20 protein-coding genes are annotated in these 20,346 nt (G+C 68.7%); 14 read left to right on the top strand and 6 right to left on the bottom strand.

The window, feature by feature from the left end:
• Nucleotides 1–88 precede the first annotated feature (88 nt).
• Nucleotides 89–310: a hypothetical protein gene (locus tag ACIRGA_RS16355; protein ID WP_400941743.1), complete on the bottom strand. Its 222-nt coding sequence runs from the start codon at nt 308–310 to the stop codon at nt 89–91.
• Nucleotides 311–500: 190 nt separating this feature from the next.
• Between ACIRGA_RS16355 and ACIRGA_RS16350 the strand changes: the two genes are divergently transcribed.
• Nucleotides 501–623 carry a hypothetical protein gene (locus ACIRGA_RS16350; protein ID WP_400941740.1) on the top strand — a complete coding sequence of 41 codons (123 nt, stop codon included), beginning with the start codon at nt 501–503 and terminating at the stop codon, nt 621–623.
• A gap of 131 nt (nt 624–754) precedes the next feature.
• The gene (locus ACIRGA_RS16345) at nt 755–889 is read left to right on the top strand and encodes a hypothetical protein (protein WP_400941738.1); all 135 of its coding nucleotides are present in this window, start codon (nt 755–757) and stop codon (nt 887–889) included.
• A gap of 67 nt (nt 890–956) precedes the next feature.
• Here the strand turns inward: ACIRGA_RS16345 and ACIRGA_RS16340 are convergent, their stop codons facing one another.
• The 3 genes from ACIRGA_RS16340 to ACIRGA_RS16330 all read right to left on the bottom strand — a co-directional run bounded on the left by ACIRGA_RS16340 (nt 957) and on the right by ACIRGA_RS16330 (nt 3,354).
• A complete protein-coding gene (locus ACIRGA_RS16340) occupies nt 957–1,457 on the bottom strand; it encodes a CPBP family intramembrane glutamic endopeptidase (RefSeq protein ID WP_400941736.1) in 501 nt (166 codons plus the stop codon).
• Nucleotides 1,346–1,696: a hypothetical protein gene (locus ACIRGA_RS16335; RefSeq protein ID WP_400941733.1), complete on the bottom strand. Its 351-nt coding sequence runs from the start codon at nt 1,694–1,696 to the stop codon at nt 1,346–1,348. Before ACIRGA_RS16335 ends, ACIRGA_RS16340 begins: the two co-directional genes overlap by 112 nt.
• A gap of 131 nt (nt 1,697–1,827) precedes the next feature.
• Nucleotides 1,828–3,354: an alkaline phosphatase family protein gene (locus ACIRGA_RS16330; protein WP_400941730.1), complete on the bottom strand. Its 1,527-nt coding sequence runs from the start codon at nt 3,352–3,354 to the stop codon at nt 1,828–1,830.
• A 254-nt stretch (nt 3,355–3,608) separates the two neighbouring features.
• Between ACIRGA_RS16330 and phnA the strand changes: the two genes are divergently transcribed.
• From phnA to ACIRGA_RS16305, 5 genes are read left to right on the top strand one after another with little or no spacing between them, the layout of a single operon-like run.
• Nucleotides 3,609–4,844, top strand: coding sequence for a phosphonoacetate hydrolase (phnA, locus tag ACIRGA_RS16325; protein WP_400941727.1), 1,236 nt, complete (start codon nt 3,609–3,611; stop codon nt 4,842–4,844).
• A 30-nt stretch (nt 4,845–4,874) separates the two neighbouring features.
• Nucleotides 4,875–6,191: an MFS transporter gene (locus ACIRGA_RS16320; protein WP_400941725.1), complete on the top strand. Its 1,317-nt coding sequence runs from the start codon at nt 4,875–4,877 to the stop codon at nt 6,189–6,191.
• 17 nt (nt 6,192–6,208) lie between these two features.
• Complete coding sequence (locus ACIRGA_RS16315; RefSeq protein ID WP_400941722.1) at nt 6,209–7,291, top strand: zinc-binding dehydrogenase; 1,083 nt, start codon at nt 6,209–6,211, stop codon at nt 7,289–7,291.
• 5 nt (nt 7,292–7,296) lie between these two features.
• On the top strand, nt 7,297–8,754 hold the full coding sequence (locus ACIRGA_RS16310; RefSeq protein ID WP_400941719.1) for an aldehyde dehydrogenase family protein: 1,458 nt from the start codon (nt 7,297–7,299) through the stop codon (nt 8,752–8,754).
• 36 nt (nt 8,755–8,790) lie between these two features.
• A complete protein-coding gene (locus tag ACIRGA_RS16305; protein ID WP_400941717.1) occupies nt 8,791–9,711 on the top strand; it encodes a LysR substrate-binding domain-containing protein in 921 nt (306 codons plus the stop codon).
• A gap of 71 nt (nt 9,712–9,782) precedes the next feature.
• Here the strand turns inward: ACIRGA_RS16305 and ACIRGA_RS16300 are convergent, their stop codons facing one another.
• Nucleotides 9,783–10,544 (bottom strand): sugar phosphate isomerase/epimerase family protein, encoded by a 762-nt coding sequence (locus tag ACIRGA_RS16300; RefSeq protein ID WP_400941714.1) that lies wholly within the window; start codon nt 10,542–10,544, stop codon nt 9,783–9,785.
• Nucleotides 10,541–11,638, bottom strand: coding sequence for a substrate-binding domain-containing protein (locus ACIRGA_RS16295; RefSeq protein ID WP_400941712.1), 1,098 nt, complete (start codon nt 11,636–11,638; stop codon nt 10,541–10,543). Before ACIRGA_RS16295 ends, ACIRGA_RS16300 begins: the two co-directional genes overlap by 4 nt.
• 227 nt (nt 11,639–11,865) lie before the next feature.
• On the opposite strand from ACIRGA_RS16295, the gene ACIRGA_RS16290 reads away from it, so the two are divergent.
• From ACIRGA_RS16290 to ACIRGA_RS16260, 7 genes are all read left to right on the top strand, one after another.
• Complete coding sequence (locus ACIRGA_RS16290; protein ID WP_400941710.1) at nt 11,866–13,185, top strand: ABC transporter substrate-binding protein; 1,320 nt, start codon at nt 11,866–11,868, stop codon at nt 13,183–13,185.
• Between the two features lie 2 nt (nt 13,186–13,187).
• Entirely contained in the window at nt 13,188–14,114 is a 927-nt protein-coding gene (locus ACIRGA_RS16285; RefSeq protein WP_400941707.1) for a carbohydrate ABC transporter permease, read from the top strand.
• An 80-nt stretch (nt 14,115–14,194) separates the two neighbouring features.
• On the top strand, nt 14,195–14,995 hold the full coding sequence (locus tag ACIRGA_RS16280) for a carbohydrate ABC transporter permease (RefSeq protein ID WP_400941766.1): 801 nt from the start codon (nt 14,195–14,197) through the stop codon (nt 14,993–14,995).
• The gene (locus ACIRGA_RS16275) at nt 14,992–16,011 is read left to right on the top strand and encodes a hydroxyacid dehydrogenase (protein ID WP_400941704.1); all 1,020 of its coding nucleotides are present in this window, start codon (nt 14,992–14,994) and stop codon (nt 16,009–16,011) included. The genes ACIRGA_RS16280 and ACIRGA_RS16275 overlap by 4 nt, the downstream gene beginning before the upstream one ends.
• Before the next feature lie 84 nt (nt 16,012–16,095).
• Nucleotides 16,096–18,099 (top strand): PQQ-binding-like beta-propeller repeat protein, encoded by a 2,004-nt coding sequence (locus tag ACIRGA_RS16270; protein ID WP_400941702.1) that lies wholly within the window; start codon nt 16,096–16,098, stop codon nt 18,097–18,099.
• A 10-nt stretch (nt 18,100–18,109) separates the two neighbouring features.
• Nucleotides 18,110–18,916, top strand: a complete 807-nt coding sequence (locus ACIRGA_RS16265; protein ID WP_400941699.1) for a heparin lyase I family protein — start codon at nt 18,110–18,112, stop codon at nt 18,914–18,916.
• Between the two features lie 127 nt (nt 18,917–19,043).
• Entirely contained in the window at nt 19,044–19,970 is a 927-nt protein-coding gene (locus ACIRGA_RS16260) for a hypothetical protein (RefSeq protein WP_400941697.1), read from the top strand.
• Nucleotides 19,971–20,346 lie beyond the last annotated feature (376 nt).

Genomic DNA, 20,346 nt, shown 5'->3' with positions numbered 1-20,346 from the left:
ACCGGCATCGCGCGACGCCACCACCAGCGTGGCCTGCTGCGCCTGTATCGCGCCGGCAGGACGAGGCAGGACACCGTCGAAACGGCGATCACCACGAGGATGTACTGCGAGCGAAAGGCGGGCTGGGTGAGCGGCACGACCGCGGCGGGCAGCAGCGCCGCGACGCCGAACAGCGGCCACTTCCGCCCCGGGTCCCCGCGGTGTGCGCGACGACCGCGAGCGCGACACCGGTCGCGGGGAACAGCCCGAACAGCACCGTCGCGACGAATCCGGCCAGGAGCACCTCGGCGAGCCGGTCGACCACTTTCACGAGCCCAGCATCACAGGGGACCGGTGGTGCAGCGGGAATCGTCAAGTCGACGAGATACCGGCTGACCGCATCGTCCACACAGGACGAACATCTGCCGTGGACGGCGTACCCGACGTCCTCATTGGACAGGAGCACCGCGGATTTTGTGGGCAGAGCCGTTGTTCACCGGGTGCGGTAGGCGGCCATGAACATGTCCAGCAGGTTGTCGACGGCGTTGTCGTCGATGGGGCGGGTGGACTGTGCCTCGGCGATGGAGCTGCCTGCCGAGCCCGGCCTGGAGAAGTCGGCGACCGAGAGACAAGAACCCGGCTGACATCCCGACCTTTCGGTCCGCCTGGATCCGGACGGTGCCGGCAGGCTCGTCTCCTGTGGCTTGATTTCACTTGAGCGTGAGCAGGACCAGGATCGCGGCTGAGCCCGCGAAGGCGATGGTGTGCCATCGCGATGCGGTTCCCTCGTCTGCGCGCGCGGGTGGAGCAGGCCGTCGGCACCCGCTACGGCGAGGCGCCCGACAATGGCTTCGAACACGGGCTCGACATGATCCTTGACGGGATCGAACGCCGGGTCAGTTCGCCGTGAACGCGGCGTCGCTGGTCCAGGCCCCCGAACGGCGACGGACAGGCCTGGTCAGAGGGCCTGAAGGTCTTCACCGCACGGCTTCGCGAGAACCCGAGGCGGCGCGGTCGCGGACGAGGAACAGCGCGATGACGGTGAGGATGACGAAAACCCACACCGACAGTCCCGCGAGCGCGACCGTCGGGTGCGCGGTCGCGGGTGCCTCGGTGTCGATGCCACCGGTGGCGAGGAAGGTCGAGGGGTCGGTGAGGGCGTGCAGCAGGACGGGCCAGATGAGGTTGCCGGTCACTCGCAGCGTCAGGTACATCGCGACGCCGAAGACGAAGGTGAACGCCATCGTCACGAGCACCGTGAGGACGGGCTGGCCGGTGAAGATGTTCGTGGAGTGGAGCAGCGCGAAGATCAGTGACGACAGCAGCATCACCGTCAGTTCGCCGTGTCCGCTCCGTCGCAGCAGGTTCACCACGAGGCCGCGGGTGAGCAGTTCTTCGGAGAGGCCGATGAACAGCCCGGCGAGGTAGGTGACGAGTACGGTGCCGATGCCGATCGTGGTGTAGTCGGTGCCCGCCACCCGATCGATCGCGCGAACAGCAGCAGGAGCGCGGAGCCGGCGATCACGGGCAGTGCGAGCCCGAAGAACACGCTTCGCGCGCTGCTGAACAGGTTCTCGGTGTCGACGAAAACGCCGAACAGCAGGCCGATGAGCAGGCTGATGCCCTGGAAGACCGCGACATAGGCGACCGCGAGAATGAACGGCTTCCACCATCCGCCGCTGTTCCAGAAACGGCTCCACGCGGACGGCTGTGTCATGGCGCTCCTTCGGCGGTCGGTATGCGGCGCACTGCGGATGGCCATCTGCCCGCACCTCCGCTCGAGCAGCATAAGCGGGAAGCAGGCGGCGCGCGCCTGCGTGACGCGGCCGCCTCGTGGTCGGTGCCGGGTCAGCCCGGGTAGACCTGGGGATCGTCGATGGCCCAATAGAAGTCGTTGTCACCGTTGGACAACCGCCACCGGACCACCATCGACTTCGCGCCCGGCGGAACCGTCACCCGGACACTTTCGGCTTTGGCGATCACGTCGCCGGGGTAGCGAAGTACCTCATGCTGGGCGCCGCCGTCGAAAGACACCGTCACGGTCGCGGTCTCCTGTCCTTCCTTGCGGTAATGCGATTGGAAGGCGATCTTCGCCGCGGACCTGCCCTCGACATCGTATTTCGGGGAGGTGAGAGTGGTGTCGTACAGGCCGCTGTGCGTCTTGTCGGACCATTCGTCCGAGTCGGCGACGGCGAAAACGCCGCGGGCCCGGACATTGGATTCCCGCCACTGGTCGCGCTGGGTCTTCGTCCAGAATTCGTCGGTGGTGAACGACCAGCCCCGCCATTCGGTCATTCCGCCGGTGCCCATCCGGGAATTGTCGACGCTCCACCCGGTGGGCGGAGTCCGCGTCCAGCCGAGCACGTCGGCGGGGATCCCGGTCTCGTCCGTCCTCGGCTTGAGGTCGTCGATCACTGTGTCGAACGGGTCATGGGTGGACGCGCCGAGCCGGCGACCGTCCAGGTTCCACGCCGGTTCCGGGGTGATTCCGTGGAGTTCCAGCACGGTACGGGCGATGTCCACGTTCTTCGCCTTGATCTTCGACGTGGTGTGCGGGATACCGGGGCCTGTCTCGAGGATGAACGAGCGCCGCTCTTCCGGGCTGGATCCGCCGTGCCCGCCGGCCGGTACGTGGCCGTGGTCGGTGGTGACGATGAACGTCCAGTCTTCGTCGGCGTAGCTTTCCCTTGCCTTGATCGCGTTGACCACTTCGCCCAGATTGACGTCGGTCTGCTCGATGGCCGTGCGATAGCAGTCCTTCTCGGTGCCGCAGGTGTGACCGGCGCTGTCGACGGCGTGGAAGTACACGAACGACGCGTCCGGGCCGGAGTTCTTCAGGTGGTCGGCGGCCTTGGCGGCGATCTGCGCGTCGCCCTCGGCCACCGGCAGCGATCCGTCCACGCTGACCTTGGTGTCGATCTCGTCGGAGAAGATCGGCGGGCCGACCGCGGTGGTGGTCAGCGGTGGCCAATCGGCGATGGCGAAGGTCTTCTTGGCGCTGTTCTCGCGCTCGATCCTGGTGAGGAAGTCGGGGTACCGCGCCAGGTCGGTGGCCTCGCCCCAGTTGTTGCTGAGCACCTTGTGCTTGTCCGGCCAGACGCCGGTCGCGATGGTGGCCCAGCCGGGGCCGGACAGCGTGGGCGCCATCGGGTTGGCGGGCAGCCAGGTCTCACTGAACCGGCCGGCCGCGACCAGCGCGTCCAGATTCGGGGTCTTGAGCGGGGCGGTCTTGCTGAACACCAGGCCGTCGATGCCGAACACGACCACCTTCTGGGGGCGGGCCGCCGCTTGGGCCGGTTCGGGCGAGGGCGGCGCCAGGACGGTTGCTGCCGCGAGCGCCGTGGCCGCCAGCGCGAGTGGGGTGCGTCGTCGCACGATGTCGTTCCTCTCCGAGACTGCGCCGCCCCGGAGGAGGACGGGCGGCTGGGATCGATGGTGACCACCCCGCTCGCCGCGCGTGAACCCGCGATGTCGCTATGCCCGCCATTCACTCGCCCTTTGAAAACTGTTCGCCGAATGATCGTATTCGCGGTTATGTCACCGATAACCAGACGCTCGGTTCCGGTGTCATCCGGGCACTGTTATACAGATCACGTCACAGCAGAAGAGGAACCTGAGGAGCCGGAAAAATGGCACTTCCGCACATTCAGCTGAACGGGCGCGAATACGCCGGAACGGCCGAACCGGTTGTCGTTGTCTGTGTCGACGGGAGTGAACCCGCGTACCACGAGAAAGCGATCGAAGCAGGGGTTATGCCTTTCTTCGAAAAGCTTTTGGCGAGTGGTAATTCGCTGTCGGCGACCTGCGCCATGCCGTCGTTCACCAACCCCAACAACCTGTCCATCGCCACCGGTGTGCCGCCCGCGGTGCACGGTATCGGCGGGAACTACTTCTTCGACCGTGACAGCGGCGAGGAAGTCATGATGAACGACCCGAAGTGGCTGCGGGTACGGACGCTGTTCGCCGAGTACTCCGCACAGGGCGCGAAGGTCGCCGTGATCACCGCCAAGGACAAGCTCCGGAGGCTGCTGGGATCGGGCCTCGACGGCGGGATCTGCTTTTCGGCGGAATTCGCGAGCAAGGCGACCGTGGCCGAACACGGCATTTCCGGGGTGCTGGACATGCTCGGTATGGAACAGCCGTCGGTCTACAGCGCCGAACTGAGCGAACTGGTGATGGCCGGCGGAGTCGCGCTGCTGCGGGATCGGCGCCCCGATTTGATGTACCTGTCGCTGACCGACTACGTGCAGCACAAGCACGCACCCGGTTCGGCGACGGCGAACGCGTTCTACGCCATGCTCGACGCGTACTGCGAAAAGCTCGACAACCTCGGCTGCGTCCTGGTGGTCACCGCCGACCACGGGATGAACGCGAAGTCGGCCGCCGACGGCGAACCGCGGGTGGTCTACCTGCAGGGGCTGCTCGACGAGTGGCTCGGTGCCGGGCACGCGCGGGTCGTGCTGCCGATCACCGACCCCTACACCGTGCACCACGGCGCCCTCGGCTCCTTCGCCACGATCTATCTGGACGAACCCGCCGAAGCCGGCGGCCTGCTCGCGCGGCTGTCACGACAGCCCGGCGTCGAACTGGCGCTGGACATCGACACCGCCGCGGCCCGGTTCGAACTACCCGCCGACCGGATGGGCGACCTGGTGGTGATCGGGGACCAGGGCACCGCGCTGGGCACCACGCCGGACCGGCACGATCTGTCCGCGCTCAAGGAGCCGCTGCGCTCACACGGGGGTCTGTCCGAACAGAACGTCCCGTTCGTCGTGAACCGGGACGTCCGTGCTCTTCCCGCCGGGCATCGGCTGCGCAATTTCGACGCCTACTGGGTCGCCACCACTTTCGCCGAGACGCCGTAGTGGCGACTCCCAGTCATACTTGAGGTCGAGATGTCGAAACCCTTCGCGGACATCCGGGACGACCGGCGAACACCGGACCGACGGCTACGCCGGGCTCAGTGGGCGGTGCTGCTCGCGACGATGTTCTGCTATCTGTTCTTCTACACCGGCAGGCAGACCTTCGGGTTCGCCATCCCCGACATCCAGAAAGAACTCGGTATCGGCAAGGCCACGCTGGGCTGGGTGAGCACGGCCATGCTGTGGAGCTACGCGGTCGGACAGGCCATCAACGGAAACCTCGCCGACAAGCTCGGCGGGCGCAAGATCATGACGCTCGGCGCGATCGGGTCGACCGTCGTCAACTGGGTCGTCGGTTTCGGCCATTCCCTGGCCGCCATCGCGATCCCGTGGGGTGTCAACGGATTCGTCCAGTCGATGGGCTGGGCCGCCGGGGGCAGGGTGCTCTCGAACTGGTGGCCGCACAGCGAGCGCGGCAAGACCTTCGGCTTCTACGTCTTCGCCGCCGGCACCGGATCGGTCGTGGCCTACGCGACTTCGGTCGTCACCCTCGACGTGCTCGAACTGGACTGGCGCTGGCTGTTCCGGATCCCGGTGCTGCTGATGCTGTTCGGCGGCCTGGTGTTCTGGCTCGTCGCACGGAACACGCCCGCCGAGCGCGGCCTGCCCGCGCCGGTCGAGCCGGACACGGCGACGGACCTCGCCACCCCGGAAACCCATGGCGCCGGCGTGAAAGACGCGCCGGAGAGCTCGCGCACCCGTTACCTGGCCGTGTTGAAACATCCGAAGATCTGGATCACCGGCGTCTCCATCGGTTTCCAGAACGCCGCTCGCTACGGCCTGCTGGTCTGGGTGCCGGTGCATTTCCTCGGCTCGAACTGGAAGACCGCAGGCGACGGTGGCGTCAGTCCTTTGTGGATCACGGTGGCCCTGCCGATCGGCATGGCGGTGGGCGCGCTGGTCAACGGCCAGATCTCCGACCGGCTCTTCGGTTCCCGCCGCGGCCTGCCCATCATGCTGTTCATGCTGGTCGGCGGACTGTGTGCGCTCGGTATGCACGCGTTGCCCAGCGGTGCGACCACGATGGCGATCGTCCTCCTGTTCTTCACCGGGTTCTTCGTCTACGGCCCGCAGGCATCTTTCTGGGCGCTGTGCCCGGATCTCGTCGGCGCCCGGCGGGCCGGGACCGCGACCGGTGTCGTGAACTTCTTCGCCTACCTGTTCGCGGGCTTCGGCGAGCCGCTGATCGGTTCTTTGATCGACTCCTCCGGCGACACCAGCCTGGTCTTCATCGTCGTCGCCATCTGCTGCGCCACGAGCGCGGCCTTCGCCGCGGCGATCCGCCGGTAGCGGAAGGGACCCCACTGATGACATCCGCGACAGCCGCCGTCTGGCACGGACCCGGCGCCGGCTTCGAACTCGCCGAGGTCCCGCTGCCGGACCTGGCCGAAGGCGAGGTACTGGTCCGCACGACCGCGGTGACCCTGTGCGGCAGCGATCTGCACACCATCGCCGGTGACCGGGACACCGACGTCCCGACCGTGCTCGGCCACGAGATGGCGGGCGAGGTGGTGGCCACCGGAAGCGACGTCCTCGCCGAGGACGGGGCGCCCCTCGTACCCGGCAGCCGGGTCACCTGGACCATCGGGACGTCCTGCGGCCACTGCGCACGGTGTCGGCGGGGCTTCCCGCAGAAGTGCGTGGCCGTGCGCAAGTACGGGCACGCCAAGATGTCCGGCGAGTGGGCACTCAACGGTGGCCTGGCCACGCACTGCCACCTGCTGGCCGGTACCGGCGTCGTCACGGTCCCGGCCGGACTGCCCGACGCGCTGGTCGCGCCCGCCAACTGCGCCACGGCGACCGTGGTCAGCGCGGTCCGGCAGGTGGGTGTCGCCGGCCACGACACGGTGCTCGTGTCGGGCTGCGGGATGCTGGGCCTCACCGCGATCAGCTATCTGCGGTCGATCGGCGTGAGCGAGGTGTACGCCTGCGACGTCGACCTCGATCGGCGCCGCCTGGCCGCCACGCTCGGCGCCCACAGTGCCGGCCCGGCCGCGATCCGGACGCTCGTACTCGACCGGACGGCGGGTGAGGGCGTCGCGGTGGCGCTCGATTTCAGCGGCAGCAACGCCGCCGTCCACGCCGACCTCGGCCTGCTGGCCATCGGCGGACGGCTGGGCCTGGTCGGCTCGGTGTTCCCGACCCCCGGCCTCGATCTGGTGCCGGAGAACCTGGTGCGACGGCTGCTGAGCATCACCGGAGTGCACAACTACGCCGCACCCGACCTCGTCGAGGCGGTGCGGTTCCTCGATCGGTACGCCGACCGGGCCCTGTTCGGGAGCTTCGTCACCGGCTCCTACGGCCTGGACAGGATCACCGACGCCGTCGCCCACGCCGTCGACGAACGACCACCGCGGGTGATGCTCACCCCCGAGACGACAAGGAAGTGACCGGCATGCACGCAGTCGACCCCGCCCACTTCGGCAACTTCACCGCCGGCCACTGGCATGCCGCGGAGAGCGACCAGACCCGGCTCGACATCAATCCGGCGGACGTGTCCGATCACATCGGCGACTTCGCCGAATCCGGCGGCCCGGACGCCGAGGTGGCCGTCGAGGCGGCCGAGAACGCCTTGCCCGGATGGCGCGACCGCGGCCCGATCGCCCGCGCGGAAATCCTGCGGCGAGCAGGGGAGCTGCTGGCCCAGCGGCGTGCCGAGGTCGCCGCCGTCATCACCCGTGAACAGGGCAAACGGCTCGGCGAGGCGCGCGGTGAGGTGGATCGCGCGCTGGCCATCCTGGACTTCACGATCGGCGAGGCGCGCCGGCTCAACGGCGTCACCACTCCCGCCGAGGAGCCACGCACACTGGCCATGACCTTCCGGCGCCCGATCGGCGTGGTCGGGCTGATCACGCCGTGGAACTTCCCGCTGGCGATCCCGATGTGGAAGGTCGCCCCCGCGCTGCTCGCCGGATGCACCGCCGTGCTCAAGCCGTCACCGCTGACGCCGCTGACCGCCGCGCTCCTGGTGCAGGCCTTCCACGACGCGGGCGTTCCGGCCGGCGTACTGAACCTGGCGCAGGGAGACCGGCCGGTCGGCGAGGCCTTGGTGGCCGATCCGCGGGTCACGGGTATCTCGTTCACCGGTTCGCTGCCGGTCGGCTTGGCGATCCAGCGGGCGGGCGCGCCCCGGCTGCTGCGCACCCAGCTCGAACTCGGCGGCAAGAACGCGTTGCTCGTCCTCGACGACGCGGACCTGGACAAGGCCACGGACGCGATCGTGCACGGCGCGTTCGGTCAGTCCGGGCAGCGCTGCAGCGCCACCAGCCGGGTGGTCGTCGACATCGCCGTCCGCGACGAACTGCTGCACCGGCTGACCGGACGGGCCGCGGCGATGAAGGTCGGCCCCGGCACCGACCCGGCCAGCGACATCGGCCCGGTGGTCGCCGCGGAACGGCTGACCGCCTGTCTGGCCGCGGTCGAACAGGCCGCGGCGGGCGGCGCCAAGGTGGTGTGCGGCGGGACGCGGGCCACCGAAGGCCTGCCGGATGGCTACTACGTCCACCCGACCGTACTGCGCGATGTGCCCTGGGACAGCGAGATCGCCCGTGAGGAGATCTTCGGACCGGTGCTGTCGGTGATCGATTGCGACGGGTTCGACGACGCCATCCGCATCGCCAACTCGGTCGAGTACGGCATGTCCGGCACCGTGTTCACCCGTGACCCCGCCCGGATGTTCGAGGCACTGGAACGGCTCGAGGCGGGCATGCTCCACGTCAACCGGCCGGGCGTCGGCGCGTACGCGCACCTGCCGCACATGGGTACGAAGGCCTCGCAGTTCGGCCCGCCGGAATGCTCGCCGCAGGTGTGGGATTTCTACACTGAGTGGCGCTCGGCCTGTATCTCGTACTGAACTGAGGGCCGGTCAAGAGAAAGTCGGGTACCCGCCATGGAGAAGCTGAACTTTCACCGGTTGTGGATCTTTCTCCAGGTGATCGAATACGGCGGGTTCTCCGCGGCCGCGGCGAAGCTGTACATGAGCCAGCCCTCGGTCTCCAACCAGGTGCGCCAGCTCGAGTCCTCCCTCGGCGCGGCCCTGGTCGACCGGTCGGGCGCCTACGCCACGCCCACCGCCGAGGGCGAGGCGCTGGCCGAGTACGCCCGAAGGCTGTTCCTGCTCGCCGACGAGGCGGTCACCGCCGTACGTCAGGTGCAGGGTCTCGGCCGCGGACGGCTGCACATCGGCGGCAGCAGCACGGTCGGTACCTACCTGCTGCCGCAACTACTGGCCACCTTCCAGCGGGACCACGTCGAGATCGACTGCGGCCTGTTCGTCGGCAACGCCGGACAGGTCGCGGACAAGCTGATCGAGGGCGAGATCGGCCTCGCCGTGTTCGCCGGAGAACCCGACACGACGGCCATCCGGCACGAGCCGATCCTGACCGACCAGCCGGTGATCATCGTACCGCCCGACCATCGCCTGGCAGGCCGGACCGTGCCTCCCGGAGACCTGGCCAAGGAGCGTTTCATCATGCGGGAGAAGGGATCCTCGACCCGCCGGATGCAGGCGAACGCCCTGACCGCCTGGCGCCTCGACGAGGTGACGCTGGTCGAAATGTGGGGCACCGAGACGGTCAAACAGGCGGTGCGCGCCGGGATGGGCATCTCGTTGACCTCGGAACACACCGTGGTGCAGGAGATCGCCGACGGAAGGCTGGCCGTCGTCCCGGTCGACCCGGCGCCACCCGCTCGCGTCATCGTCGCGGGGCACCGTCGCGACCGCCTGCTCGCACCGGCCGAACAAGCCTTCCTGACCGTCCTGCGTGACCTCGGGCAGTGGCCGAAGGGGATCACCCCTGTCAGTCCATAGTGGATAGTGAGGATTCACCGCGCTCGCGCTGCAGGCGAACCACGAGACGTGCTCCCGGCGCGGAATCTCGCTCAGGAGCCCAGCCAGGTCAGCAAAGTCGCCGCGTCGCGGTGGAGGTTTCGCGGTGCGTCGTCCTGGACGAATTCCAGGAGCGCGTGCCGCCTGCCGCCGTCGGTGCTCAGCTCGCTGAAAACCTTTCGCCACAACGGTTCGTGGTCGGCCAGGGCGAGCCGATCGGTGAAGCCGCCCGGCCCCCAGGAGAACACGTGCACTCCCACGAGCCGGGGCAACAGGCTCACCACTTCGGCGTGGCTCTCGCGAACGTCCGGGCCGGGTCCTGGCTGCCAGTACGATTCGAATGCTTCGTGATCGACCTGGTCCGTCAGCAGCCGCGCCGAGGCCGGCGTATCGGTCAGGGTGTCCGGGTGGTACTCGACGGCGACGGTCAGGCCGTGGCGCGCGGCGGCGTCGGCGCAGCGGCGCAGGTCGCCGGCGATCGCGGTCCTGACGGCGGGGGAGACATCCGCGGATCCCGCGGAACCCGCCCACACCCGGATGCGCGGCGCTCCCAGCGCGAGTGCCGTCCGCACGACGTCGGAGAACGCGCCGGGATCGCTGCCGCCGGCCACGTAGTAGGAGCCGTAACCCTCGATTTCGAGGCCTTCGCGTGAACATCGGGCCGCCGCCAGCCGGGCGGCGGCGTGGTCACCGACGGGCACGTGGACGTCACCGCCCCACTGGATCGCGCGCAAACCCGACTCGGCGGCGAGGCCGGCGACTTCGTCGACGCTGTGCCGGCGCAAGGTCACCGACACCAGTCCCGGCACGATCACGGTTCGGACCTTTCGGTGCCGGGCGCCCCGCAGGAGGCGCGGACGACCAGGGTGGGCCACAGTTGCACGCGGTGGACCGGGCGTTCGGCCGGGTCGGCCATGCGGGCCAGTGCCATTTCGGCCGCGACCGCGCCGAGCCGGTTCTTCGGCGGACGGACGGCGGTCAAGGGCGGGTCGGCCGCCGCGGCGACCTCGTCGTCGTAGGAGACGACGGCGAGGTCGCCGGGAACGGTGAGGCCCCGGTCGCGGGCGCATTCGGTCAGCCCGATGGCCTCGCTGTCGGAATGCGCGAACAGGGCGGTGACTCCCGCGTCGCGACAGCGTCGCAGTACGGCGTCGTAGGCGTCGGCCCAGCCGGGGGAGCCGTAGGCGGGCACTTCGAATTCGTCCTGGCCGGGCAGCCCGAGCGAGGCGGTGGTCTCCCGCCAGCCTTCGCGCAAGGCCCGGGTCGTGGGGCTGAAGCGCGCGGTGACGAAGGCGATCCGGTGGTGGCCGAGCGAGACGAGGTGTCGCACGGCCAGACCCGCGCCGAGGCTGTGCGCCGTGGTCGCCGCGTCGAGCGGCAGGGTGGGCAGTTCCGGCGGCGGGAGACGCTCGACCAGCAGGACCGGAATGGAGAGGCCGCCGAGCCAGCGCAGCAGGTCCAGGCCGGCGTCGCCGGTGTTGGTGGGGGCGATGAGCAGCGTCCGCGCACCGCGGTCGAGAAGTGCGGTGACCTGCCGCCGGTCTTCCGCCGCGTCGTACGCCGAAGCGCGCAGAGCCAGCCGTCCGCCCGCGGCGGCGATGGTCGACTGGGCGCCCTGGATGATCGACGGCCAATAGAACTCGACGGTGGGGACCACCATGCCCACCAGCGCCTGACCGGGCAGCCGGGAGACGCCGGCGCCGCGTTGCTCGGGCGGCTGACCTCGGCGCGGCAGCGTGACCCCGCCGTGCACGCGCGTCACCAGACCTCGATCGGCCAACGTCGTCACGTCGCGCCGGATCGTCACCGCGGTCACCCCGAGACTCGTGACGAGGTCGGCCAGCGGCACGGTGCCCCGCTCCCGGACGGCGGCGAGGATGAGTTCCTGCCGCTCCGACGCCAGTCTCATGGCAGCCCTTTCGCCGTCTCGATGATCGTTTCGTTTCGTTTGGTCGCGCCCCTTTCTAGCGTATCTCTGCCCTGTTCGGGGAGTTGTCCCCGGGTGAGAGCGATGTCAGGGTGGTACCGCCATCTTCGTTTCCTATCGATTCTGATCGTTTTGTTTCCTTGTTGTTGACCTGGGCCTTCCCGGGAGCTGAAGTGTGCGGACACATCGCCGTGTGAAAGGAGCTCAAGGTGTTCGGTACCCCACCCGGCGCGCACTTGTCGCGGAGGTCGCTGCTGCGGACCTCGGCCGGCCTCGGTGCCGCGCTCCTCACCGGCGGCGCGCTCGCCGGTTGCGCGAGCCCGGCCTCCGGAGCCACCCGGGTGCGCCTGTGGTCCTGGCTGACCGGAATGGACAAGTACGTCGCCGCCTTCAACGCCGCCCAGCGCGAGGTCCACGTCGAGCTGAGCGTGATCGCTCCCGGGATCTCGGGCGGCTACGCGCAGCTGACCAACGCCATCCGCGCGCACAACGCCCCGGACATTCTGCACACGGAGTACCAGGCGTTGCCGCAGATCCTGACGACGGGCGGCCTGCGCGAGCTGACCGGCGACGTCGCCGATCTCGCCGGTGGGTTCCTGCCCGCCGCTTGGCGGAGCGTCCGTCCGGACGGACGCACCTGGGCCCTGCCGATGGACTTCTGCCCGATGGTCTTCTTCTATCGCAAGGATCTCTTCGACCGTGCGGGGATAGCGGTGCCCCGCACCTGGGCGGAATTCCGGAACGCCGCCTCGGCCGTCCGCCAGGCCGCCCCGTCCGCGCGGATCACCACCTTCCCGCTCAACGACGGCGCGTTCCTCGCCGGAATGTGCTGGCAGGCAAGGGATCCGTGGTGGCGGATCGCGGGCGACGCCTGGCAGGTCGGCATCGACGGACCGGGCACCCTGCGGACCGCCGACTACTGGCAGGACCTGATCGGCTCCGACCTGGTCGCCGGCACCGGCACCGGAACGCAGAGCTGGACCGCCGCCATGCACGACGGCCGGCTGTGGGGGCTGCTCGGCGCGACCTGGAGCGTCGGCATGGTGAAGAAGTCCCTGCCGAAGGACACCGGTCGCTGGGCCGTGGCGCCGATGCCCACCTGGGGCGGCGAGCAGTCCAACGGCGTGCAGGGCGGGTCCGCCTTCGGGGTCTCCGCCGAGAGCAAGGCACCCGAGGCGGCGCTGACGTTCTTGCGCTGGCTGAGCACCGATCCCGCGGTTCCGCGTATCGGCGCGAAGGTGACTTTCCCTTCTCCCGCCTACGTTTCCAGCCGGCGCGTGGCCAGGGAAGCCTACGACGGCGCCTTCTTCACCGGCGGCTCGGTGTACGACGTGATGGACGCGGCGGCGACCCGGGTCCCCGACTGGACCTGGGGGCCCAACGCGCTCAGTGTCTTCTCCGCCGCCGCCGACGCACTGGGACCGGTGCCCACCGGGGCGACCACGATGCCGGCGGCGATGCATCACCTCCAGGCCACCGCGGTGTCCACCATGCGTGAGCGTGGCCTGGCCGTAACGAACGGGGCCTGAGCATGGCGACGATTCTGACCGAGACATCCGCACCCGCCGCCGGACCGGTGGCGCGGCCGAGGCCCGCGAGCCGGAGACGACTTTCCGGCCTCGCCTTGGCCGCGCCGTTCGCGGTCCTGCTGCTCTGCACCGTGCTCGTGCCCATCGGGTACGCCTTCTATCTCAGCCTGTTCACCGATCGCCTCTCCGGACTCGGGTTCGACGGCTTCCGTCAGGTGTTCACCGGCTTCGGCAACTTCGCCTCGGTGCTCGGTGATCCCGCTTTCCTCGACAGCGTCGGCAATGTGGCCGAGTACGCGCTCCTGCACATCCCGCTGATGTTCGCCGGTGCGCTGATCATCGCGCTGCTGCTGGATTCCGCAGCTGTGCGGTTGCGGCGGATCTGGTCGCTGGCCGTCTTCCTGCCGCACGCGGTCCCCGGGGTGATCGCCGGTCTGATCTGGGGCTACCTCTACAGCCCGGGAATCGGCCCGCTGAACGACATCCTGCCGTTCGATCCGCTCGGTGACGGTGGTGTGCTGCCCTCGATCGTCAACATGGCCACCTGGCAATGGCTGGGCTACAACGTGATCATCTTCTACACCGCTCTGCAGGCCGTGCCTCGCGATGTGCTCGAAGCGGCCCGCGCCGACGGCGCCGGCCCGATCCGCACCGCACTGTCCATCAAGGTCCCGATGATCCGGCCGACGATCTTCGTCGCGCTCGTGTTCACCACGATCGGTTCGCTGCAGCTGTTCACCGAACCCTTGGTACTGCGCACTTTCAGCGGTGCGGTCACCAGTACCTGGACACCGAGTCTCTACATCTACGAAGCGGCCTTCATCAGCAACGACTACGGGCGTGCCGCCGCCGCGTCCATCCTGCTCGCCATCGCCTCTGCCCTGCTTTCCGCGGTGGTCATGCGCCTGTCCGCCCGGAGGTCACGGTGACCGCGTCCACCACAGCACCGAAAGTCACGCCGCGTCGCTCCCGCACCTCGGGGTGGACCTCGCGGGGCGCCGTCCACGGCATCCTGTTGCTCGCCGCGCTCTACAGCGTGCTGCCCTTGGTGTGGCTGGCGACCTCGTCGACCAAATCCGTCGGCGATTTCTCCACCACCGGTGCCTTCGAGTTCGCGGACTGGAACCTGTGGACCAACCTCGGCGACCTCTTCGCCAAGGAGGACGGCGTTTTCCTGCACTGGATCCGGAATTCCGTGCTCTACGCCGGGGTCGGGGCGTTCCTCGGCGCGCTGATCTGCACCGCCTGCGGTTACGCGATCGCCAAACTCGACTTTCCCGGGCGGCGGGCGTTGTTCGCGGTGACCCTGGCCGGGGTTCTGGTGCCGCCCACCGCGCTCGCCCTGCCGCTGTACCTGCTCGCGTCGGAGCTGCACGTGGTGAACACCTTCTGGGGAGTGTTCATCCCGTTGCTCACCAACCCGTTCGGCGTCTACCTCGCGCGGACCTTCGCCGAGGCGTCCGTCCCGGACGAGATGCTGGAGGCGGCGAGGCTCGACGGGGCCGGCGAACTGCGTACCTTCTTCCGGATCTCTCTGCCGGTGATGCTGCCCGGTTTCGTGACCATCCTGCTGTTCCAGTTCGTCGGCATCTGGAACAACTTCTTCCTGCCGCTGGTGATGCTCACCGATCCCGAGCTGTTCCCGATGACGCTCGGCATCCACCTGTGGGGCACTCGCGCACCCCAGTTCCCCGACTACAACCCGCTGGTGATCACCGGATCCCTGCTCGCGGTGATCCCGCTGGTCGTGGGCTTCATCGTGCTGCAGCGACAGTGGCGCAGCGGGCTGGCCGCGGGGAGCGTGAAATGACGACCGCTGTCCGGAAACCGGAAACGCTGCTGCTGATGAACCGCCGGACGCGGGAGCTGCAGTTCGGCCCGGAGGAGATGGCCCGGCTGCGCGCCGTCGCCGCCCTGGGGGAGCCGGTCGCGGCCGAGGAACTGAATTCCGAGCGAGTCCGCGCGCGCCTCGCCGAGACCGAGGTACTGATCACGTCGTGGGGCTGTCCGATGCTGGACGAACCGGTGCTGCGCGCCGCGCCTCGGCTGCGCGCGGTCCTGCATGCGGCGGGCTCCGTACGCGGTCACGTGCCCGCCGCCGCGTTCGACCGCGGCCTCTTGGTGACGACGGCCGCCGACGCCAACGCCGAACCCGTCGCCTGGTACACGCTCGCCGCCGTCTTGTGGGCGTTCAAGAAGGTGCCCTTCCTCGCCGCGGACGCTCGCCGCTTCCGCGAGGATTGGTCGTACGTGGACCGCAGGGGAGAGCTCAGTGGCCGGGACCGCACGGTCGTCCTGGTCGGCTTCTCCCGGATCGGCAGGCGAGTCACCCGGCTGCTCCGCGACCTCGGACTCGCGAGGGTGCTCGTCGTCGACCCGGTGGTCGACCCGGCCGAGATCATCGCGGCGGGAGCCGAACCGGCGTCGCTGACGGAAGCCTTGCCCCAAGCCGATGTGCTGAGCCTGCACGCGCCGGCACTGCCGGGAACCCGCCATCTGATCGGGGCCGCCGAACTGGCGGCGCTGCCCGTGGACTCGGTGCTCGTCAACACCGCGAGAGGCGAGGTTATCGACCACGCCGCACTCGAAGCCGCGTGCGCAGCGGGGCTGCACGCCATCCTCGACGTGACCGATCCCGAACCACTGCCGGCCACCAGCCCCCTGTACGACCTCCCGAACGTGCTCCTCACCCCGCATATCGCGGGCTCCCTCGGCTCGGAGACCAGAACGATGTCCGCCGCGGCCATCACCGAACTCGAGCGCTACGCGGCGGGCCTGCCACCGGTCTCCCCGGTGACCGCGCAAGCCCTGGCGGTACAGGCATGACGGCCGGAAACCCGCGCGGGCCGCCCTCCCGGTGCGTCACCGCTCGCCCCCTCCCAACGGACTCCGCAGAAACCGGAGAAAGTCGTGCTCAACTCCAAGATCAGCAGGCGGCACGTGCTGCGGGCCGGAGGTGCGGCCGGGCTGGCCGTGGCCCTCGGCCTGGCAGGACGGCCTGCCGAGGCAGCCGCACCCGGTCCGGTCAGGATCACCGATCTCGGACCCGCCGTGGTCCGGTTCTCGCTCATGAGCGCCGTCCTGGTCGGCGACACCGTGTACATCGGTTCACGGAACATCGACCCCGTGCGCCTTATCGCACTCCACCTGCCGACCGGCAAGGTCGTGGCTCAGAGCGATCTCGGCAACGGCTATTCCGTCCAGGCCCTCGCGGCCGACCCAACCGGCAGGTACCTCTACGCGGGAGTACTCCAGAAGTCCGGCGGAGACCGGCCCAACCTCTACCGCTGGGACCTGACCACACCCGGCGTCCCCGCCGAGCCTCTCGGCCGTATCGGCGACCGCGACGTCCGTGCGCTCACCGTCGCTCCCGACGGTTTCGTGTACGCGGTGGGAGGCGGCTCCACCACCGCTCCGGCTCTCTGGGAATGCGACCCGAAGACCCTCTCGGTTCGCGACGTGGGGACACCGGGCCCGGCGGGCACCCTCGCGCGAGCCGTCGCGGCGACCGAAAAGACGGTGTTCTTCGGCGCGGGCACCACTTTCAACGGCGGCGGCGAGACCGGCAGGGCCACCTTGTACGCCTATGACCGGTCCGGTGGCACGTTCACCTCGGTCACCCCGGCGGAGATGACGACCGACCCGAGCATCCGCGACCTGGCCGTCATCGACGGTCGGCTCGTCGTCGGCTCCGCCGCGTCCACGAACTCCGCGAAGGTCGCCGTGATGGATCTGGAGGACCTGTCCTCTTACTCCGTCGCGGTCTCGTCCGGAACGGTCGCCAAGTCGTTCACGGCTATCGGCGACGCGATCTATTTCGCCTCCGACGACGGCCTCCTCGAATACGACAGGCCGGCAGGCACCATTTCTCCCGTCGAATTCGACGGGCCGGGACTGGGCGAGATCTGGGGCGTCGACAGCCGCGACGGCAAGATCGTCGTCACCTCGGCCTTCGGTTTCGTGGCGGAGATAGACCCGGGCGCGGGGACGTCGGCGGTCGTCGACCTCGCCGAAGCAGGTGCCCCCGAAGCCGCTCAGCTCGTGATGGGCCTCGCCGCCGGTGGCGGTTACGTCTACGCCGGCGGGACCGGCACGGTGGCCCGGCGCTCCCTGCGCTCGGGTGAGGTCGTCGACCTGCGCGCGCCAGGTGAGGCCAAGGACGCCGTCGTCCACAATGGAGTCCTGTACACCGGCCAGTACAACTCGCAGGGCATCTGGCGCTACGACCCCCACGACGGCAGACCACTCCGGCAGGTCGCCGGTTTCCCTTCCGGGCAGAACCGGCCCCTGGACGTCGCGCTCGACCGGAAGAACGGCCTCGTGCTCGCCGGCGTGCAGTCCGACACCGAGGGCGGCGGTTCCCTGTGGACGTACCGGCCGGAGGACGGCCGTTCCCGGTGCTTCGTCAACCCGATCGACGAGATGCAGTGCGTGCGCGGCCTCGCGAGCAAGGACGGCGTGGCGTACCTCGGTGGCGACAACGCGCTCGCCACCGGGCCGCGTAGTACGGTCGTCGCCTTTGATCCCTTACAGGGCAAGGAACTCTGGCGGATCGATCCGCGGCAGTCCGCGGGCGTGGCCGCGCTGGCGATCGAGGGGCGATACCTCTACGGCCTGTCCCGCAAAGGCGGCTTGTTCGTCATCGACCTTTCCCGGCGCGCCCTCGTGCACCGCGCGGATGTCAGCGCGGTCTGCACCGGCTTCGCCGCCATGGTGACCAATCGTGGTGCGGTGTACGGGGTATCCGACACGACCGTGTTCCGGTTCGATCCCCGCACTTTCGCCGTCACCACCGTGGTGCCCGACATCGACGGCGGCTGGTACAGCGGCGCCCACCTCACCAACGACGAATCCGGCCACCTCTACACCCTGCGCGGCCGCAACCTCGTACGGATCGACGACTCGAAGGAGTAGTGACATCGACATGCGAACAGTGATGCGTTCCTCCGGCGCCCTCGCGCTGGCAGGTATTCTGGCCGCGGCGTTCCTGAATTCCGCCGAGGCGGTCCAGGAACACGATTCCGCGCTGCTCGACATCCGCTACCAGGACGGCAGCCTCAATTCCGGTATCCCCGAGCTGACCACGACCCACGCCACCGCGCCGGACGCGTCGTCGATCGTCGCGTCCGGAGCCGATCACGCCGTCGAGCACAAGGTCACGCTCGGCGATCCCGGATACGAATCCGACGGGGCGCCGCGCAGTGAAAGTGCCACGAACGCCGTCCCCCAAGGGATCTTCCATGTCGGCGACGCACGCCGGTACGAGTTCGACGTCCTTCTGAAGGACTGGAAGACCTATGAGCCGGGAGGTTCGGAAAGCGGCGACATCATCTTCCAGGGCAAGCACGCCGGCGGGAACTTCCCGTCCTTCTACCTGATGGCCAAGCGCAACAGTGTCTGCTTCCGGTCGCCGACACTCGGGCTGCAGGCCGACATCGTCGACGATTTCCGGCCCCATGCCGGCAAGTGGATGACCTTCCGGGTGGACGTCCGGTGGGCGGACGACAAAACCGGTTATTACCGGATCTCCGGCAAGATGCCCGGCGAGAAGGATTTCACCCTGAAGAAGACCTACGAGAATGTGCAGACCTTCCATCCCGAGAACCCGACGGAATTCGGCTATCTCAAATGGGGTCTCTACCGTCCTGGGCAGAGTATCGGGAACGGGGACGTACCGACCCGCGTCGTGTACCACGACAACATCAGTATCCGCGATCTCGCCGGAGCGTGAGTGTTTCGGGTCGTGGGAAGGTGGCGATGTCGGTGGTCTCGCCTCGCGCGGCGCGGTGGTCAGACGGAAACCGGTGGCGCGCAGGCTCACCATCGGCCGCGGAGGGTGCGTCTGGCAGGATCCTTGGATGTCACTTCGTGCTCACGCGGTCGATCCTGACGAGCTCATCCGGTGGTGCCGGGAGCATCTGGGCAGTCCGCCGGTGGAGGAGATGTTCAGGTCCGGGCATCTTTCCGCCGTCATCGGGCTCCGGCTGGCCGATGATCGTGAGGTCGTGGTCAAGGTTCGTCCGGACACGCCGCGGATGGCGGCGTGCGTCGAAGTCCAGCGCCGCCTGTTCGAGGCCGGCTATCCCTGCCCGCGGCCGCTCACCGGCGCGGCTCCTTTCGGCGGCGACGTCGCGACCGCGGAGGTTCATGTCCCTGGCGGCGCTGCGCTGCCGAGCGCGGACCGGGCAGCCTCAGTTTTCGCGAAGGCGTTCGCGCGGCTGATCCGGCTGGCGCCCGGTCCTGATGAGGTGGCCGCGCTCGTCCCGGTCCCGTCGTGGGCGGCCTGGGATCACGCCGAAGGCGGGCTGTGGCCCCGCTCGGAGGACTCTGACGTCGACCTCGACGAGGTCCCCGGCGCGGAGTGGATCGACGAAGCCGGGCGTCGTGCCCGGGACCGGCTGCGGGCCGGCGGATCAGACGTGGTGATCGGCCACTGCGACTGGCTTGCCGGCAACCTGCGCTGGAGCGACGACACGCTGCTGGTGGTGCACGACTGGGACAGCGTGATCGCCGAGTGCGAAGACATCCTGGTGGGTTTCGCGGCCGCGCTGTACTCGACCGTCGATGCGGACACCTTGGCCACCGTCGAGGACACGCAGCGGTTCCTCGTCGCGTATGGCGACGCGCGTGGCCGGGACCTCAGTGCCGACGAAGGTCAGCGCGCTTGGGCGGCGGGCTTGTGGACCAGGGCATACGACGCCAAGTTCCAGCACGCGGCCGGGCAGCCCATCACCTCACTGTCGGAAGACGAGGCTCGCGAGCGTCTCCGTTGTGCCGCAGCCTAGGTGCTGTCTTGTGCCCGCACTTCCTTCGGTTGTCCACAAGGGACACTTTTCGAGCCGCAAGTGTCTGGTTTGGGTAGTATGCACGGTTTCGCCAGGGGGTCGTGAGTGGCAAAGAGGGTCTATTGAGGGGTAAGGCAAATATGGCGTGATGGCCTGGATGGCAGGAGCGAGCTTGCCGAAGAGGGTCAGCGTGGCCCCGCGTGTCCACAAAGGACAAAGCATCAGCCCAAGGTGACTGATTTGGGGACTTTGCGTATCTTCGTGCGGAGGTGGGGGGTGGGTGGAGGGGTTTTTTTAAAACAAAAAACACACCAACCCCACCAAGTACACGGAGAAAATATAAAAAAAGGACACAAAGCGCGCGGGCCCCGGCGGT

It is taken from the genome of Amycolatopsis sp. NPDC102389 (assembly GCF_044765885.1).
Taxonomy (GTDB): domain Bacteria; phylum Actinomycetota; class Actinomycetes; order Mycobacteriales; family Pseudonocardiaceae; genus Amycolatopsis.
Note: the sequence above shows the minus strand (reverse complement) of the source record. Positions and strands in the feature narration are given on the sequence as shown.

Coding starts and splice junctions, on each gene's coding strand:
- ACIRGA_RS16320 (WP_400941725.1), top strand. CDS start 4,875: ATGTCGAAACCCTTCGCGGACATCCGGGACGACCGGCGAACACCGGAC.
- ACIRGA_RS16260 (WP_400941697.1), top strand. CDS start 19,044: ATGTCACTTCGTGCTCACGCGGTCGATCCTGACGAGCTCATCCGGTGG.
- ACIRGA_RS16275 (WP_400941704.1), top strand. CDS start 14,992: ATGACGACCGCTGTCCGGAAACCGGAAACGCTGCTGCTGATGAACCGC.
- ACIRGA_RS16305 (WP_400941717.1), top strand. CDS start 8,791: ATGGAGAAGCTGAACTTTCACCGGTTGTGGATCTTTCTCCAGGTGATC.
- phnA (WP_400941727.1), top strand. CDS start 3,609: ATGGCACTTCCGCACATTCAGCTGAACGGGCGCGAATACGCCGGAACG.
- ACIRGA_RS16315 (WP_400941722.1), top strand. CDS start 6,209: ATGACATCCGCGACAGCCGCCGTCTGGCACGGACCCGGCGCCGGCTTC.
- ACIRGA_RS16310 (WP_400941719.1), top strand. CDS start 7,297: ATGCACGCAGTCGACCCCGCCCACTTCGGCAACTTCACCGCCGGCCAC.
- ACIRGA_RS16350 (WP_400941740.1), top strand. CDS start 501: ATGTCCAGCAGGTTGTCGACGGCGTTGTCGTCGATGGGGCGGGTGGAC.
- ACIRGA_RS16335 (WP_400941733.1), bottom strand. CDS start 1,696: ATGACACAGCCGTCCGCGTGGAGCCGTTTCTGGAACAGCGGCGGATGG.
- ACIRGA_RS16285 (WP_400941707.1), top strand. CDS start 13,188: ATGGCGACGATTCTGACCGAGACATCCGCACCCGCCGCCGGACCGGTG.
- ACIRGA_RS16295 (WP_400941712.1), bottom strand. CDS start 11,638: ATGAGACTGGCGTCGGAGCGGCAGGAACTCATCCTCGCCGCCGTCCGG.
- ACIRGA_RS16265 (WP_400941699.1), top strand. CDS start 18,110: ATGCGAACAGTGATGCGTTCCTCCGGCGCCCTCGCGCTGGCAGGTATT.
- ACIRGA_RS16345 (WP_400941738.1), top strand. CDS start 755: ATGCGGTTCCCTCGTCTGCGCGCGCGGGTGGAGCAGGCCGTCGGCACC.